15 protein-coding genes are annotated in these 13,100 nt (G+C 65.7%); 7 read left to right on the forward strand and 8 right to left on the reverse strand.

Annotation, left to right across the window (positions count from 1 at the left end):
* Nucleotides 1–33: 33 nt before the first annotated feature.
* The gene (locus tag DFO63_RS01630) at nt 34–411 is read right to left on the reverse strand and encodes a hypothetical protein (protein ID WP_049445154.1); all 378 of its coding nucleotides are present in this window, start codon (nt 409–411) and stop codon (nt 34–36) included.
* A 108-nt stretch (nt 412–519) separates the two neighbouring features.
* A complete protein-coding gene (locus DFO63_RS01635) occupies nt 520–1,047 on the reverse strand; it encodes a DUF6622 family protein (protein ID WP_049445150.1) in 528 nt (175 codons plus the stop codon).
* Between the two features lie 217 nt (nt 1,048–1,264).
* Between DFO63_RS01635 and DFO63_RS01640 the strand changes: the two genes are divergently transcribed.
* On the forward strand, nt 1,265–1,543 hold the full coding sequence (locus DFO63_RS01640) for a hypothetical protein (protein ID WP_049445147.1): 279 nt from the start codon (nt 1,265–1,267) through the stop codon (nt 1,541–1,543).
* 30 nt (nt 1,544–1,573) lie between these two features.
* Here DFO63_RS01640 and DFO63_RS01645 read toward each other — a convergent pair whose 3' ends face one another.
* Both DFO63_RS01645 and DFO63_RS01650 read right to left on the reverse strand, forming a co-directional pair.
* Nucleotides 1,574–2,443, reverse strand: a complete 870-nt coding sequence (locus DFO63_RS01645) for a methylenetetrahydrofolate reductase (protein ID WP_049445144.1) — start codon at nt 2,441–2,443, stop codon at nt 1,574–1,576.
* Complete coding sequence (locus DFO63_RS01650) at nt 2,443–3,357, reverse strand: LysR family transcriptional regulator (protein ID WP_014647226.1); 915 nt, start codon at nt 3,355–3,357, stop codon at nt 2,443–2,445. The genes DFO63_RS01645 and DFO63_RS01650 overlap by 1 nt, the downstream gene beginning before the upstream one ends.
* 176 nt (nt 3,358–3,533) lie before the next feature.
* Here DFO63_RS01650 and msuE point away from each other — a divergent pair, with 176 nt between their 5' ends.
* From msuE to DFO63_RS01665, 3 genes are read left to right on the forward strand one after another with little or no spacing between them, the layout of a single operon-like run.
* On the forward strand, nt 3,534–4,115 hold the full coding sequence (msuE, locus tag DFO63_RS01655) for an FMN reductase (protein ID WP_049445141.1): 582 nt from the start codon (nt 3,534–3,536) through the stop codon (nt 4,113–4,115).
* Between the two features lie 57 nt (nt 4,116–4,172).
* On the forward strand, nt 4,173–5,150 hold the full coding sequence (locus DFO63_RS01660; protein ID WP_049445140.1) for a DUF1852 domain-containing protein: 978 nt from the start codon (nt 4,173–4,175) through the stop codon (nt 5,148–5,150).
* Between the two features lie 41 nt (nt 5,151–5,191).
* Entirely contained in the window at nt 5,192–6,226 is a 1,035-nt protein-coding gene (locus tag DFO63_RS01665; protein WP_119006284.1) for a methionine synthase, read from the forward strand.
* Here the strand turns inward: DFO63_RS01665 and DFO63_RS01670 are convergent.
* The 4 genes from DFO63_RS01670 to DFO63_RS01685 all read right to left on the reverse strand — a co-directional run bounded on the left by DFO63_RS01670 (nt 6,183) and on the right by DFO63_RS01685 (nt 9,282).
* Nucleotides 6,183–6,851, reverse strand: coding sequence for a hypothetical protein (locus DFO63_RS01670; protein ID WP_101765506.1), 669 nt, complete (start codon nt 6,849–6,851; stop codon nt 6,183–6,185). The genes DFO63_RS01665 and DFO63_RS01670 overlap by 44 nt on opposite strands.
* A gap of 33 nt (nt 6,852–6,884) precedes the next feature.
* Entirely contained in the window at nt 6,885–7,700 is an 816-nt protein-coding gene (locus DFO63_RS01675; protein WP_119006970.1) for a trypsin-like serine protease, read from the reverse strand.
* Nucleotides 7,701–7,835: 135 nt separating this feature from the next.
* Nucleotides 7,836–8,192: an excalibur calcium-binding domain-containing protein gene (locus DFO63_RS01680; protein ID WP_101765507.1), complete on the reverse strand. Its 357-nt coding sequence runs from the start codon at nt 8,190–8,192 to the stop codon at nt 7,836–7,838.
* A gap of 85 nt (nt 8,193–8,277) precedes the next feature.
* Complete coding sequence (locus tag DFO63_RS01685; RefSeq protein WP_049445131.1) at nt 8,278–9,282, reverse strand: PHB depolymerase family esterase; 1,005 nt, start codon at nt 9,280–9,282, stop codon at nt 8,278–8,280.
* A gap of 198 nt (nt 9,283–9,480) precedes the next feature.
* Here DFO63_RS01685 and DFO63_RS01690 point away from each other — a divergent pair, with 198 nt between their 5' ends.
* From DFO63_RS01690 to DFO63_RS01700, 3 genes are read left to right on the forward strand one after another with little or no spacing between them, the layout of a single operon-like run.
* Nucleotides 9,481–11,679: a TonB-dependent receptor gene (locus DFO63_RS01690; RefSeq protein ID WP_259337370.1), complete on the forward strand. Its 2,199-nt coding sequence runs from the start codon at nt 9,481–9,483 to the stop codon at nt 11,677–11,679.
* 32 nt (nt 11,680–11,711) lie between these two features.
* Nucleotides 11,712–12,590 (forward strand): alpha/beta hydrolase, encoded by an 879-nt coding sequence (locus tag DFO63_RS01695; protein ID WP_049445126.1) that lies wholly within the window; start codon nt 11,712–11,714, stop codon nt 12,588–12,590.
* Nucleotides 12,587–13,072, forward strand: a complete 486-nt coding sequence (locus tag DFO63_RS01700) for a MaoC family dehydratase (RefSeq protein WP_119006286.1) — start codon at nt 12,587–12,589, stop codon at nt 13,070–13,072. Before DFO63_RS01695 ends, DFO63_RS01700 begins: the two co-directional genes overlap by 4 nt.
* Nucleotides 13,073–13,100 lie beyond the last annotated feature (28 nt).

Consider the following 13,100-nt stretch of genomic DNA (forward strand, 5'->3'; position numbering starts at 1 on the left):
CGGCGCGCTGGGCGCTGACGGGGCCGCCTTTCATCACGAAACAGCGAAGATCGACGCAATACCTGCGAGCGATCCCACAGCCACCCACGAGAGCGTGGCGAAGGCAGTCAACAGCACCTTCCGGTGGACGACCTGCGCTTGGTTCTGGGGTTCCGGTCGCCGCGCATAGGGCCTGGAGAAACCGAGGAGTTCGCCGGTGACTGTCAGCGCCCCCATCAGGATCAGTGCGGTCACGCAGAAGCCGAAAACGGAGCCAATGAGGGCCAGATGCTGGGTTTCGCCGATAGCCGGCTGAGTCACGGCCAGAGCCTCCACCAGTTGCCCCGTCCACCGTGCGGGCAGCCAGGCCAGGGCTGCGACGATGCCGAAGTGACTGGCCACGTTGATCCAGAACCAGGATGTGGGCTTCATGACGTGAGCGTTTCCGATGATGGCCAGTGGCGGGCATCGTGATGCCTGCTCCAGCCCCGCACAACCCTGCATGGCGGAGCCGGCCAGCGGCCGGCACTACCCGGGCGATCAGCCTGCGGTTTCGAGCCCCTTGCCTGCCGCACCCATCCGCAGCGAGGCCAGGTACCGGCAGTACTTGCCGACGAAGATGCCGGTGAATCCGCCCGCCAACAGTAGGTAGGCGGCACTGAAGCCAGCATTGGCGGTCAGCGACGGCGACACCGCAAATGCGACTTCGAAGCCGTACTTCACCAGGAAGGTGACCAGCAGCAGCGGCAGCAGGCTGAAGTCCGCGTTGCGCCAGAGCTTGCCGGTGCAGCTGTCCAGCGTCAGCTTCAGCCGATTCAGCAGCAGCCAGCCCAGTGCGGCACCCGCAGTGATGCCGGCCAGCCATTCACCCCAGGCGCTCAGCGACGTGCCGAAGCGATGGCTGATCGACCACGCACCCCATACGGCGAACAGGGCGGGCACGATCGCCAGCTTCTGCAGCGAGGTCTCCCCCGGCTTCATGGCGGCGATGCCGCGGGTGATCAGGAAGGCCAGGAGCAGCCAGACCCAGATCGGCGTCTGCGCGGCGAGTTGCTGGAGCATGTTCATGAGCGGTCCCCTTGGTGAGTGGTGGCTGAGTGGTGGCGAGGTGCCCTCGCCTTGGCGCTCACTATTCGCGTCCGCCCGGGTTGCAGCCAGTGACAGCTGTCAGCCATCGCGGATTACGGGGGCGTTGCGCGCCCTCCCCTCACCCCGGCGGGCACACACCGTTAACGGCCCGGCCCTATTGCTGGGGGCCTCATTGGAGACCTGCCAGGTACCAACCATGACGAAGCTGCATACCCTGATGCTGACCGGCGGCCTGCTTGCGCTGAGCCCTTTGGCCTTGGCCGAGACCGTGAACCTGACCAACAGCGCCGAGGGCGCCAACCGCGATGCCGGCATCACTGCGGTCAAGAAGAAGCTGCAGGACGAGTGCACCGAGCGCAAGGGCTCGCCCGATGCCGCCTCGTTCGAGGTGGTCTTCGAGAAGACCAGCCCGAACCCGAACGTACCCAAGCCGTACTACGTGGACGGCAGGATGAAGTGCGAACTGCCGGGCTGACAGGCCCGGCAGCACAGCCATCGATACGGATCAGCGGCCGGAGCCGCGAACGCGCCGCTGGTACTGCGCGATCCACTCCAGCGATGGCGCAATTCCGCCGAACGGGAAGAAATGCGGGCTGATCGGGCCATGGGCGCCCGTCAGCCCCTTCACCAGGCAATCGACGAACACCTCCGGCCCCGCCGTGCCGAGCAGCCGGCCGATCGAGATGCCATACCTGGCCAGCATCGATGCACTGGCACCCACGCCGCACATCGCGGCGTAGCGCAGCAGCCGGGTGATGCTGGCCGGCCCCGGCACGCCGACTAGCACCGGAACCGAGATGTCACGCGCGCGCAATGCATCCAGCCAGGCCAGCACGGTATCGGCATCGAACGCGAACTGGGTGACGATCAAGGGGGCCATGCCGCGTGCTTCGATGGCCTGACATTTACGCCCAAGCACCTGCCAGCGGTCGTCAGCGCTCATCACCGGGTGGCCTTCCGGGTGCCCGCCGATACCAACGACCTTGATCCCGAAGTGCTCCAGAAGACCGGTCTGGATGATCGAAGCACTGTCGGCAAACGGCCCGGCGGGTGTGGCCAGGTCGCCCGCGACCAGCAGGCAGCGGGTGACGCCGGCTTCGCTGGCGGCGCGCTCCAGAAAGCGCTCAAGCGCTGCGTGCGAGCCGATGCGGCGGGCAGAGAGATGCGGCATCGGCTCGAAGCCGAGCTCGCGCACCATGCGCGCGGCAACCAAGCGTGCGTCGTCGTCCTCGCTGGCCAGCCAGGGAAGGGAGATGACCGTGCCGCGCGGTATGCGGGCCGCCTCGGCACGTAGTGCCGGCATGGCCTTCGCGCTGACTTCCAGTGAAAAGGCGTTGATGAAGGCGTCCGCCTGCGATGAGGTACCGGCCGGCATCAGCGCGCCTCGCGTGCATTGCCGGCAAGCGGCGAGCTGTTGCGGGCCAGTTCGATGAAGGCCTGCAGGTAGTCGATACCGGTATCGGCCTCGCGCGCACCCAGATAGATCTGCTTGGGGATGCCCTTGGCGCCCAGCCGTACGGGCACCACGTCCATGCGCGTGGCGTACTCCTCTACCAGCCAGCGCGGCATGGCAGCCACGCCGCGGCCGCTGGCCACCATCTGCATCATGATGTCGGTGGTTTCAATGGCCTTGTGGCGCCGCGGCGTGATGCCGGCCGGCAGCAGGAACTGGTTGTAGATATCCAGACGCTCGAACGGCACCGGGTAGCTGATCAGCACTTCCTGGCCGAGCTGGCGCGGCTTTACGTGATCCACCTTGGCCAGGGCGTGGTTGCTGGCCACCACCAGTACCTGCTCGTAGTCGAACACCGGGATGAACTTCAGGCCCGGCTTCAGCAGTGGATCGGGCGTGACCAGCAGGTCGATCTCGTAGCCGAACAATGCGCCGATGCCGCCGAACTGGAACTTCTGCTTGACGTCCACATCCACGTCCGGCCAGGCGGCCAGGTACGGCGAGACGATCTTCAGCAGCCACTGGTAGCACGGGTGGCACTCCATGCCGATGCGCAGCGCGCCACGCTCGCCCTGCGCGAACTGGCCCAGCCGCTCCTCGGCCAGGTCCAGCTGCGGCAGCACCCGGTTGGCGACCGCCAGCAGGTACTGCCCGGCCTGGGTAAGCCGCAGGCTGCGGCCTTCGCGCAGCCAGACATCGGTGCCGAGCTGCTGTTCCAGCTTTTTCATGCTGTGGCTGAGCGCCGACTGGGTCAGGTTGAGCACGCCGGCGGCCGCGGTGAGCGAGCCCTGCTGTTCGACCTGCTGCACGATGCTGAGGTGGATCCGTTCCAGCATGACGATGAATCTCATTCATGGATTGGTGAAGTAATACCATTTTACGTCATGGAGGGGCATGGCTAGGATCGGGTCATGCCTTCGGTTGCCTGACAGCCTGCTGATCCAGCCGGCCCGCAGGACTGCGCCCCCGCAGATTGCGCCGAAGCAGCCCCTCCCCTGCTGAAAGCGAACAGATGACCCGCCCCCTCCGTATCGTCGCCGTTTCCGGTGGACTGCAACGCCCCTCCCGGGCCGCCACCCTGGCCGAGCATCTGCTGGGCCTGATCGGCGAAGACGTCCATTGCGAGCAGCAGCTGATCGAGCTCGGTGAGCTTGCGCCACAGCTGGCCGGTGCGCTGTGGCGCTCGCAGCTGCCCGAGGCGGTCGAGCGGCAGTTGGTCGCTGTCGAACAGGCCGACGTACTGGTGGTGGCCACGCCGGTCTACCGCGGCTCCTACACCGGCCTGTTCAAGCACTTCTTCGATTTCATCGACCAGGATGCGCTGGTCGATACCCCGATCCTGCTGGCCGCCACCGGCGGCAGCGAGCGCCACGCGCTGGTGATCGACCATCAGCTGCGGCCGCTCTTCAGCTTCTTCCAGGCCCGCACCCTGCCCCTGGGCGTGTACGCAACCGATCGCGATTTCGCCGAGGGCCGCGTGCACAACGAGGCACTGATCCAACGTGCGCGACTGGCCGTGCAGCGGGCAATGCCCTTGCTTGCCCTGTCCCATCGCGCTGCGCCCGCCATCGCCGAGACCGCCGCAACTCTCTGAATACCGGATGCCAGCACCCTGCATTCGGATGCCACCCAGCAAACCGGAACGCCGCCCATGACGACCGACACCTTCACCTTCAGCATCACGCGCATCCCTTTCAACGAGGATTACCAGCCGGCCGAAGGCACGCGCATCACCACCAACTTCGCCAACCTGGCCCGTGGCGCATCGCGGCAGGAGAACCTGCGCAACACGATCAGCATGATCAACAACCGCTTCAACGACCTGGCGCATTGGGACAACCCGAGCGCGGACCGCTATGCGGTCGAGCTGGACATCATCTCGGTGGAGATGCACATCGACGGCGCCGACGGCAGCGATCCCTTCCCGTTGATCGAGGTGCTGCGGCCGACCATCGTCGACACGCAGACCGGCGTGCGCACCGAGGGCATCGTCGGCAACAACTTCTCGTCCTACGTGCGCGACTACGACTTCAGCGTGGTGCTGCCGGCCAGCAACGAGGGCAAGGCCACCTTCGGCATTCCGGAAGGCTTTGGCGACCTGCACGGCAAGCTGTTCCAGCACTTCCTGCGCTCGGACGCCTACCGCGCCAACTTCAGCAAGGGGCCGGTGATCTGCATCAGCGTTTCCAGCAGCAAGACCTACCACCGCACCGAGAACCATCACCCCATCCTGGGCGTGGAGTACCGCCAGGGTGAGTTCTCCCCCACCGACCAGTACTTCGACAAGATGGGCCTGCAGGTGCGCTATTTCATGCCGCCGGGCAGCGTCGCGCCGCTGGCGTTCTACTTCCAGGGCGACCTGCTGGGCGATTACTCGAACCTGGAACTGATCGGCACCATCAGCACGATGGAAGCCTTCCAGAAGATCTACCGCCCGGAGATCTACAACGCCAATTCCGTGGCCGGCAAGGTCTACCAGCCCAGCCTGAAGCACCAGGACTACTCTTCCACCCGCATCGTCTACGACCGCGAAGAGCGCAGCCAGCTGGCGGTCAAGCAGGGCCGGTTCACCGAAGAACACTTCATCAAGCCTTACCGCGCCGTGCTTGAGCAGTGGGCCGCCCGCTGATCCATCGATTTTCCATTCGCCCCCCCAGGACACACCACACAATGCCGACGAAGACGCTGCTCCCCACCTCCACCGCAGGCAGCCTGCCCAAACCCTCCTGGCTGGCAGAGCCCGAGAAGCTCTGGTCACCCTGGAAGCTGCAGGACGAAGGCCTGATCGAGGGCAAGCAGGACGCCCTGCGCCTGTCCCTGCAGGAACAGCAGCATGCCGGCATCGATATCGTCAGTGACGGCGAGCAGACCCGCCAGCACTTCGTCACCACCTTCATCGAGCACCTCAGCGGCGTCGACTTCGAGAAGCGCGAAACCGTGCGCATCCGCAACCGCTACGATGCCAGCGTGCCGACCGTGGTCGGCGCCGTGAGTCGCCCCAGGCCGGTGTTCGTCGAGGATGCGAAGTTCCTGCGCCGCCAGACCACGCGGCCGATCAAGTGGGCGCTGCCCGGCCCGATGACGATGATCGACACGCTGTACGACGCGCACTACAAGAGCCGCGAAAAGCTGGCCTGGGAATTCGCGAAGATCCTCAACGAGGAAGCGAAGGAGCTGGAGGCTGCAGGCGTGGACATCATCCAGTTCGACGAGCCCGCCTTCAACGTATTCTTCGACGAAGTGAATGATTGGGGCGTAGCCGCACTGGAGCGTGCGATCGAAGGACTGAAGTGCGAGACCGCCGTGCACATCTGCTACGGCTACGGCATCAAGGCCAACACCGACTGGAAGCAGACGCTGGGGTCGGAATGGCGCCAGTACGAGGAGTCGTTCCCGAAGCTGCAGGCCTCCAACATCAACATCATCTCGCTGGAATGCCACAACTCCCACGTGCCGATCGACCTGATCGAGCTGGTGCGCGGCAAGAAAGTGATGGTCGGTGCCATCGACGTGGCCTCCAGCACGGTGGAGACCGCCGATGAAGTAGCCAGCACCCTGCGCAAGGCGCTGCAGTTCGTGGACGCCGACAAGCTCTACCCGAGCACCAACTGCGGCATGGCGCCGCTGGCGCGCGACGTGGCCAGGGGCAAGCTGCGCGCGCTCAGCGAAGGGGCGAGGATCGTGCGCGAGGAACTCTCGGCATAACCCCGGCAGAGGAGGCATTGCCGTTCGAATGGCGGCTTGACGGCGCCTGGCCGGGTATCGACCAGGTTCCGCCTCGCGCCTGCAGCTCCGGCCTGGCCTCCGTCGCGGGCAGTCGCGGTGCCAGCGCCTGCTTGATCCGTGCCACCTCCCCTGCCCCGGCCTCGGCCAGGCGGCGGGCCTGCTGCCGTTGCTCCGCCGAAAGTGCCGGCGACGGCGCAGCGCTCGCCTCCGGCGCTACGTCCACCAGGCGCGCCACTGCCTCGCGCAGCCGCAGCTGCGGGCAGAGCCGTGCAGCACACCAGCGTTCTGCGTAGCGCCTGGCCTGTCGCACATTCGTGGCGGCCACCACCTTGGTCTGGGACATCTTGCGTGCGTCCAGGTACACCCGGAAGCCAAGCACGGCGTGCGGCACGATGTTGGCCACCGAGCGCCCGTTCCACCACAGGTCCCAGCGCTCGCCGCTCTGCACCCAGCCGGAGGGCCGGGTGACGGTCATGTACGCGGGAAGATCGAAGGAGGAATGCATGGCCGGAAGCATACGATCGGCCGTCGCATGGGATGAGAATGCAAACGCACTCCCTCGCGGGGAGATGAATTGTTCAAGATCGCCGCATGCGATCGACATTGCACGCGTGCTGGCTACCTTTGAAAACAACCATTAATGTGACGCGTCACGGTCGACCAGGCTTTCGATCCAGTCGATGTAGCGGGACACGCGCACGTTGTAGACCACCTGCCCGTAGAAGCCCGCTTCCAGCGCATGCTCGGGCACGGCGGTGATCCAGGAACCGAGGCCCACCAGCTGCCAGGCCCCGTCTTTCTTGATCAGCAGCGGGCCGCCGCTGTCGCCGTTGCCGAGCACGCCTTCAAGGGGCAGGCCCTGCGGAGGCGGATCGAACCGGTACCAGAGATAGCGCGCGTTGCCGCCGGTAATCGCGTTGTAGGCCCGCCGCAGCGTCGTACGATGCGGCCCGCCCGGCACCAGTCCAGTCGCACCGTTGCCGGTAGCGCCCTTCCCGATCAAGGCGGCGATCTGGGTAACCTCGGCGCCGCCACGACAAAGCGCCACCGGCGGCACATCGCTCACCGGCGTGGCAAGTCTGATCAGTGCGATGTCATCCGACGCCGCCAGAAACGCGTGGATTTTCGACGCACTCCCCGTTGCCATCGCTTCCCTGCCCAGCGCCTCGGGCATCCTCCGGTAGCCGGGGTGCAGGAAAACACGCTCGACGCCGTAGCCCTTCCCATCGATGGTGATGGTGGCGCCCATCCCCTCCATCGGTGCGGCATGCGCTGCGGTCAGCACCCAGCGCGGTGCGATCAGGACGCCGTGCCCCTCGCCTGGCATGTCCGCCAGTGCCGGGAACACCGATGCGTCGATCTGGTACCTGGCATCGTCAACATCATCGCGGATGACCACGGCACCGGCAGCGAACGGGAGCGTGGCCAATGCCAGGAAAATCCAGCGCTTCATGATTGCTTTCATCCCTGCAGTTCAATCACAACAGCCTAGGGCATGGCTCTGCCATACGGGGAGATTGTGCGACCAAGCCCTGGCGGAGACCGACGAATGCGCGGAAACGGGAGTTGAAACCGGGCGGTCCGTGCCCTACCTGCGGCCCCGATAGGGTTCGCAGCCCACGCCGTCATTGTCACGATCGAGGTGCGGGCCATACCCCGGATCACCCCGTCGTACCGGCGCAGCCCCGGCGGCGCGGGCCTCCGCACAGTTGGCAAACACCCCGGAGCTGCGCGCAGAACCGGGGGCGAAACTGCTGCGCGGGGTGTCGACGTAGCGAGGTGCGGCTGGGGCGCCTCGATGGCAGTGATAGTCACCCGTTTTCCGGTTGGTGTGGCAACCCTGCTTGTCGAGGCCGCCCGGATGCGCGAGCGCATTGGCGGACAGCGCCAGTGCGAGCATCCCGGATGCAGCCAATACGATGGAATCCCGGCGTCCGGTATCCATGCCTTCCCCCTGTCAGGCAATCCTGCCAAGGGGAAGGCTAGCATGGTGTCTCGACCGACAGGCTTGACGCTGCAGTAGCTGCCACTCAGCGCTGGTAGTCCTTCAGGAACAACCAGGTGATCAGCGTGGCATCGGGGCCCTTCGGATCGGTGAACGGCAGGCCCGACTGGCTGCCACTCCACGCATGCCCCATCCCCTGCACCACATAGTGCTGCACCAGCGTCCTGCCACCGTAGGCGTAGGTGTCCACCGTATACGCACGTCCGCCCGGCACCTGGCCGTGATAGGTGCTGGTCGGCACGTACTTCACCGAATCGTTGTCCAGGCCATCGTCAGCCAGGTCGTTGGTCTGCAGGAACTGGCGCACCGCCTGCTCACCGTTCACCGGGTTGACGGTGAGGTCGGCGCTGCCATGGAACACCAGCACCGGCAGCGGGCGCGGCGAAGGCGAACCCGAGCACTGCCAGGCCAGCCGACCGTTGCTGTCCGGTGAGTAGATGCTGCCGGCCAACAACGCGTAGGCACTGCCGGAAATGGTGGTCGCGCCCTTGAACATGCCACCGGAGTGGATGGCGCCGGCAGCGAACACATTCGAGTAGCAGGCCAGCATGATCGAGGTCATCGCACCGCCGGCAGAAATGCCGGTTACATAGACCCGGTGCGGATCAATGCTGTAGCTGGCTTTCACCTTGTCCACGATGCCGGCCAGCAGTGAGGGCTCGCCACTGTCGCGCGCCTGGTTGATCGGCAGCTGCCAGTTCCAGCAGCGTGCGGGATTGGAGGTGACGTTCTGGCGCGGATACACCACGATGAAACCCTCGCTGTCGGCGACCTCATTGAAGCCGGACGCCTCGCCCATCAGGTTCGGGCCGGTCACACAGCCATGCAGCACCAGCAGCAGCGGCAGCGGCTGGGTCGCGTCGTAGCCGGCCGGCACCCAGACCTGGTATTCGCGGGCGCCGAACAGGTTGCCGTACAGGCCGATATCCCAATGCCCTGCCGGGCCTGCGGCAAGCGCGCTGCCCGCCGTTGCCAGCCAGGTGCACAGCACCAGCGCCATCGCTTTGATCGAATCGATTCCGGATTTCATGACCAGATCCTCATGGGTGAGTCGTGGATGAAGGAGTACCGGGGAACGCGTCCGGCTGGGGGCGAGCCCAGTATCCGCATCCGGTGGCGGCTGCCGACTGGACCTAGGTCCACTCGCCGCTGCCCGATGACACCGCTAGCCTTGGCTGCAGAGGTGGCATCGGGCCATCTGCAATGGATATGCCCTGGGGAGGATCGAATGAAACGGAATTGTCTGAGCCTGATGATCGGCGCGCTGCTGGCGTCTGGCCCGGTACTGGCACAGGACGCGCCGCAGGGGGCGGCGACCGTGGGCAGGAATGCATCACCCACCAACCTGGACAGCATCAAGGTCACCGCGCGCAAGCGCGAAGAAACCCTGCAGGAAGTGCCGGTGGCGGTCACCGCGTTCACCTCCGAGGCGCTGGACCGGATGAATGTCCAGGACATCAGCGACCTGGATGGGCAGGTGCCCAACCTGACCATCTATGCGGCGCGCGGCGCCAGCAGCACGGTCACCGCCTACATCCGCGGCGTCGGCCAGTCCGACCCGACCTGGGGTGCCGATCCGGGCGTGGGCATCTACCTGGATGACGTCTATATCGCCCGCCCGCAGGGCGCGCTGCTGGATGTGTTTGATGTTTCGCGCATCGAGGTGCTGCGCGGCCCGCAGGGCACGCTGTACGGCAAGAACACCATTGGTGGTGCGATCAAGTACATCTCGCGCGGCCTGCCCACCCAGACCGAGGGCTTCGCCCAGATCACCGTGGGCAACTACAGCCAGTTGGACGCGAAGGCGGCGATCGGTGGCCCGATCGGCGGCGCCGACAGTGGCCTGCGAGCACGCGTGGCGGTGGCCAGCATGAACCACGACGGCTTCGGCGAGAACACCTTCAATGGCCAGCCGGTCAGCGACAAGCAGATCAACGCGGCGCGCCTGAGCCTGGGGGCGTATGCGGGCGATGACTTCGATGTGCAGTTCGCTCTGGACTGGATCGATGACCAGTCGGGCATGCGCGGCTCGAAGATGCTGGCGCCCAACCCGTTCCTGCGCGCCTACCCGCCGATGGACAGCCGATATGACATCCGCTCGGGCATGCGCAACCTCAACAACGTGGAAACCAAGGGCGCGTCGGCCACGGTGAACTGGCGGCCGAACGACGACATCGCAGTGAAGTACGTGGTGGCCAAGCGCGAATCGGACAGTGAAGCCAACATCGATTTCGACACCACGCCGGTCAAGCTGGCCGACGTGAGCGGCACCTACAACGACAACCAGGTCAGCAACGAGGTGCAGCTGAACTACGATGCCGGCGGCCGGGTGCGCGGCGTGGTGGGCCTGTACCAGTTCAGTGGCGAGGCCGGTGGGCAGATCCAGAACAACTACTTCAGCGCGCAGTTCGCCGACAACCAGGGCAAGGTGCTGACCGACAGCATCGCGCTGTATGCGGACTGGACCTTCGACCTGACCAGCAGGCTGAAGCTGGACGTGGGCGCCCGCTACACCGATGAAGACAAGCGCGCGATCGTGCTGAACCGCCTCTACGCCGACCCGGGTTTCAGCCGGCCGGTGGCGGTGACCGCGGACTTCGACAAGAAGACCAATTTCAAGAACGTCTCGCCCAAGGTCTCGTTGGACTACCAGATCACCCCGGACATCATGGTCTACGGGCTGGCCACGCGTGGCTTCAAGTCCGGCGGCTACAACATCCGCGCCAACGCGGTGGCGGTGCCCCGCTCGGCCGAGCCGTTCGATGACGAGACCGTGGACAGCTACGAGGTCGGCAGCAAGATGGCCTTCCTCGACCAGCGGCTGTTCCTGAACCTGTCGGCCTTCTACAACAAGTACAAGGACATCCAGCTGTCGGTGTTCACCGGCCTGGATACCAATGGCGACGGCATCGATGACTCGTTCTTCGGTGATTTCACCAATGCCGGCGCCGGCACCATCAAGGGCGTGGAAGTCGAATACCAGTACCTGCCCAGCCAGCACTGGTTGATTTCCGGCAACCTGGCCTGGCTGGACACGAAGTACGACGAGTACATGGACCGCGGCATCAACGTGGCCCGGCAGATGAAGTTCACCAATGCGCCGGAATTCTCGGGGGCGCTGAACGTGGAATACCGCACCGACCTGGCCAACGGCAGCAACCTGTCGGCGCGGGTGAGCTACAGCTACCAGAGCGAGGTGTGGCCGACCACCGACCTGAGTCCGGTGATCCGCCAGGGCGGTTACGGACTGGTGAATGCTGGTGTGATCTGGCGGCTGGATGATGCCTGGACGCTCTCGTTGCAGGGCACCAACCTGGCCGACAAGGAATACCGCACCACCGGTTACAACATTCCGGCAGTCGGCACGCTGATTGGCTTCTATGGACCGCCGCGCCAATATAGCCTCAGCGTCCGTTACGATTTCTAGCGTGCCCGTTACGATTTCCAGGAAGCCCCTGCATGACGCAGTCTTACCAAGATCTGTACTGGAACAGCACTGATGGCCTGCGCCTGCATGCGCGCGACCATGCACCAAGGGCAGGACAGGCGTCGCGCGGGACCGTGGTGTGCATTCCCGGCCTGACCCGCAATGGCGCTGATTTCGACGCGCTGGCCGACGTGCTTGCCGGCGTGGGCTGGCGCGTGATCGCCGTCGACCTGCGCGGCCGTGCCGGTTCGGAACGCGCGCAGGATCCTTCCAGCTACAACCCGCGCACCTATGCCGATGACATGGTGGCGCTGCTGCGCTCGCAGCACATCGACTCGGCGGTATTCGTCGGCACGTCGCTGGGTGTGCTTGTCACCATCACCCTGGCCTCGCGTGCCCCGCAGACCATTGCAGCGGCGGTACTGAACGATGCCGGCCCCAAGGTGCCGCGCGAGGCGCTGGCACGGATCGGCAAGTACGCCGGCAAGCCCGTGCCGCCGATGGATCTGCAGCAGGCCGCGGCCTACATGGGCACCATCGGCAAGGCGGCATTCCCGCGCTACACCGTGGAGGACTGGCGGGCCATGGCCCTGCGCACGTTCCGCCAGCGCGAAGACGGCATGCTGGAACTGGACTACGACCCGGCGGTGATCCGCACCACCCGACCGTGGGTGCTGTGGCTGCTGCGCCCCGTGCTGTGGCGTGCGGTTCGCGGGTTGACCGCACGCGTGCCGGTGCTGGTGGTGCGTGGCGCCCTGTCCGACATCCTGCCAGCCGATGTTGCCCGGCAGATGGCCGCGACATCGCCCCGCGCACGCCTGGTTGAAGTGCCGGACGTGGGCCATGCGCCGATGTTGAACGAGCCGGAGGCACGCGATGCCATCCTGGCCCTGCTGGACGACGTGCGGTGAGCACCGCCGCATCCACCGAGGCATTGCCGGCCGCCCTGCGCCCTCTCCAGCAATGGGCGGCCGGCGAGCGGCTGGGCAGCATCACCCACGTTTCGCAGGCGCGGATCGATGCCTTCGCCGACGCCACCGGTGACCACAACTGGATCCACATCGACCCGGTGCGTGCACAGGCGCAGCTGCCGGGTGGGCGCACCATCGCCCACGGCTTCCTGCTGCTGTCATTGACGGTGGAAGAGGATGTGGCCGCTTTGGCCGGGTTTCCCGGCATCGCGCATGTGCTCAATTACGGCCTGAACAAGGTGCGCTTCCTGGCGCCGGTACCCAGCGGCTCGGACATACGGGTGCGTTCGCAGCTGGTCTCCCTGCAGCCGCGCCAACCGGGTCAGTGGCTGCTGACCCAGCGCAGGACCGTGGAACGGATTGCCGATGGCGAGGTTGCAGTGGTCGCTGAGCAGCTGTCACTGATCGTGGTCGCCACCTAGCGCTGCCCCACCCCGCCTCTCTCTACAC

The organism is Stenotrophomonas sp. AG209 (assembly GCF_003550055.1).
In the GTDB taxonomy this organism is placed as follows: Bacteria; Pseudomonadota; Gammaproteobacteria; order Xanthomonadales; family Xanthomonadaceae; genus Stenotrophomonas.

Excerpts from the sequence above, each read along its gene's own strand:
- DFO63_RS01630 (WP_049445154.1), bottom strand. The coding sequence starts at position 411 with ATGAAGCCCACATCCTGGTTCTGGATCAACGTGGCCAGTCACTTCGGC.
- DFO63_RS01635 (WP_049445150.1), bottom strand. The coding sequence starts at position 1,047 with ATGAACATGCTCCAGCAACTCGCCGCGCAGACGCCGATCTGGGTCTGG.
- DFO63_RS01640 (WP_049445147.1), top strand. The coding sequence starts at position 1,265 with ATGACGAAGCTGCATACCCTGATGCTGACCGGCGGCCTGCTTGCGCTG.
- DFO63_RS01645 (WP_049445144.1), bottom strand. The coding sequence starts at position 2,443 with ATGCCGGCCGGTACCTCATCGCAGGCGGACGCCTTCATCAACGCCTTT.
- DFO63_RS01650 (WP_014647226.1), bottom strand. The coding sequence starts at position 3,357 with ATGCTGGAACGGATCCACCTCAGCATCGTGCAGCAGGTCGAACAGCAG.
- msuE (WP_049445141.1), top strand. The coding sequence starts at position 3,534 with ATGACCCGCCCCCTCCGTATCGTCGCCGTTTCCGGTGGACTGCAACGC.
- DFO63_RS01660 (WP_049445140.1), top strand. The coding sequence starts at position 4,173 with ATGACGACCGACACCTTCACCTTCAGCATCACGCGCATCCCTTTCAAC.
- DFO63_RS01665 (WP_119006284.1), top strand. The coding sequence starts at position 5,192 with ATGCCGACGAAGACGCTGCTCCCCACCTCCACCGCAGGCAGCCTGCCC.
- DFO63_RS01670 (WP_101765506.1), bottom strand. The coding sequence starts at position 6,851 with ATGTCGATCGCATGCGGCGATCTTGAACAATTCATCTCCCCGCGAGGG.
- DFO63_RS01675 (WP_119006970.1), bottom strand. The coding sequence starts at position 7,700 with ATGAAGCGCTGGATTTTCCTGGCATTGGCCACGCTCCCGTTCGCTGCC.
- DFO63_RS01680 (WP_101765507.1), bottom strand. The coding sequence starts at position 8,192 with ATGGATACCGGACGCCGGGATTCCATCGTATTGGCTGCATCCGGGATG.
- DFO63_RS01685 (WP_049445131.1), bottom strand. The coding sequence starts at position 9,282 with ATGAAATCCGGAATCGATTCGATCAAAGCGATGGCGCTGGTGCTGTGC.
- DFO63_RS01690 (WP_259337370.1), top strand. The coding sequence starts at position 9,481 with ATGAAACGGAATTGTCTGAGCCTGATGATCGGCGCGCTGCTGGCGTCT.
- DFO63_RS01695 (WP_049445126.1), top strand. The coding sequence starts at position 11,712 with ATGACGCAGTCTTACCAAGATCTGTACTGGAACAGCACTGATGGCCTG.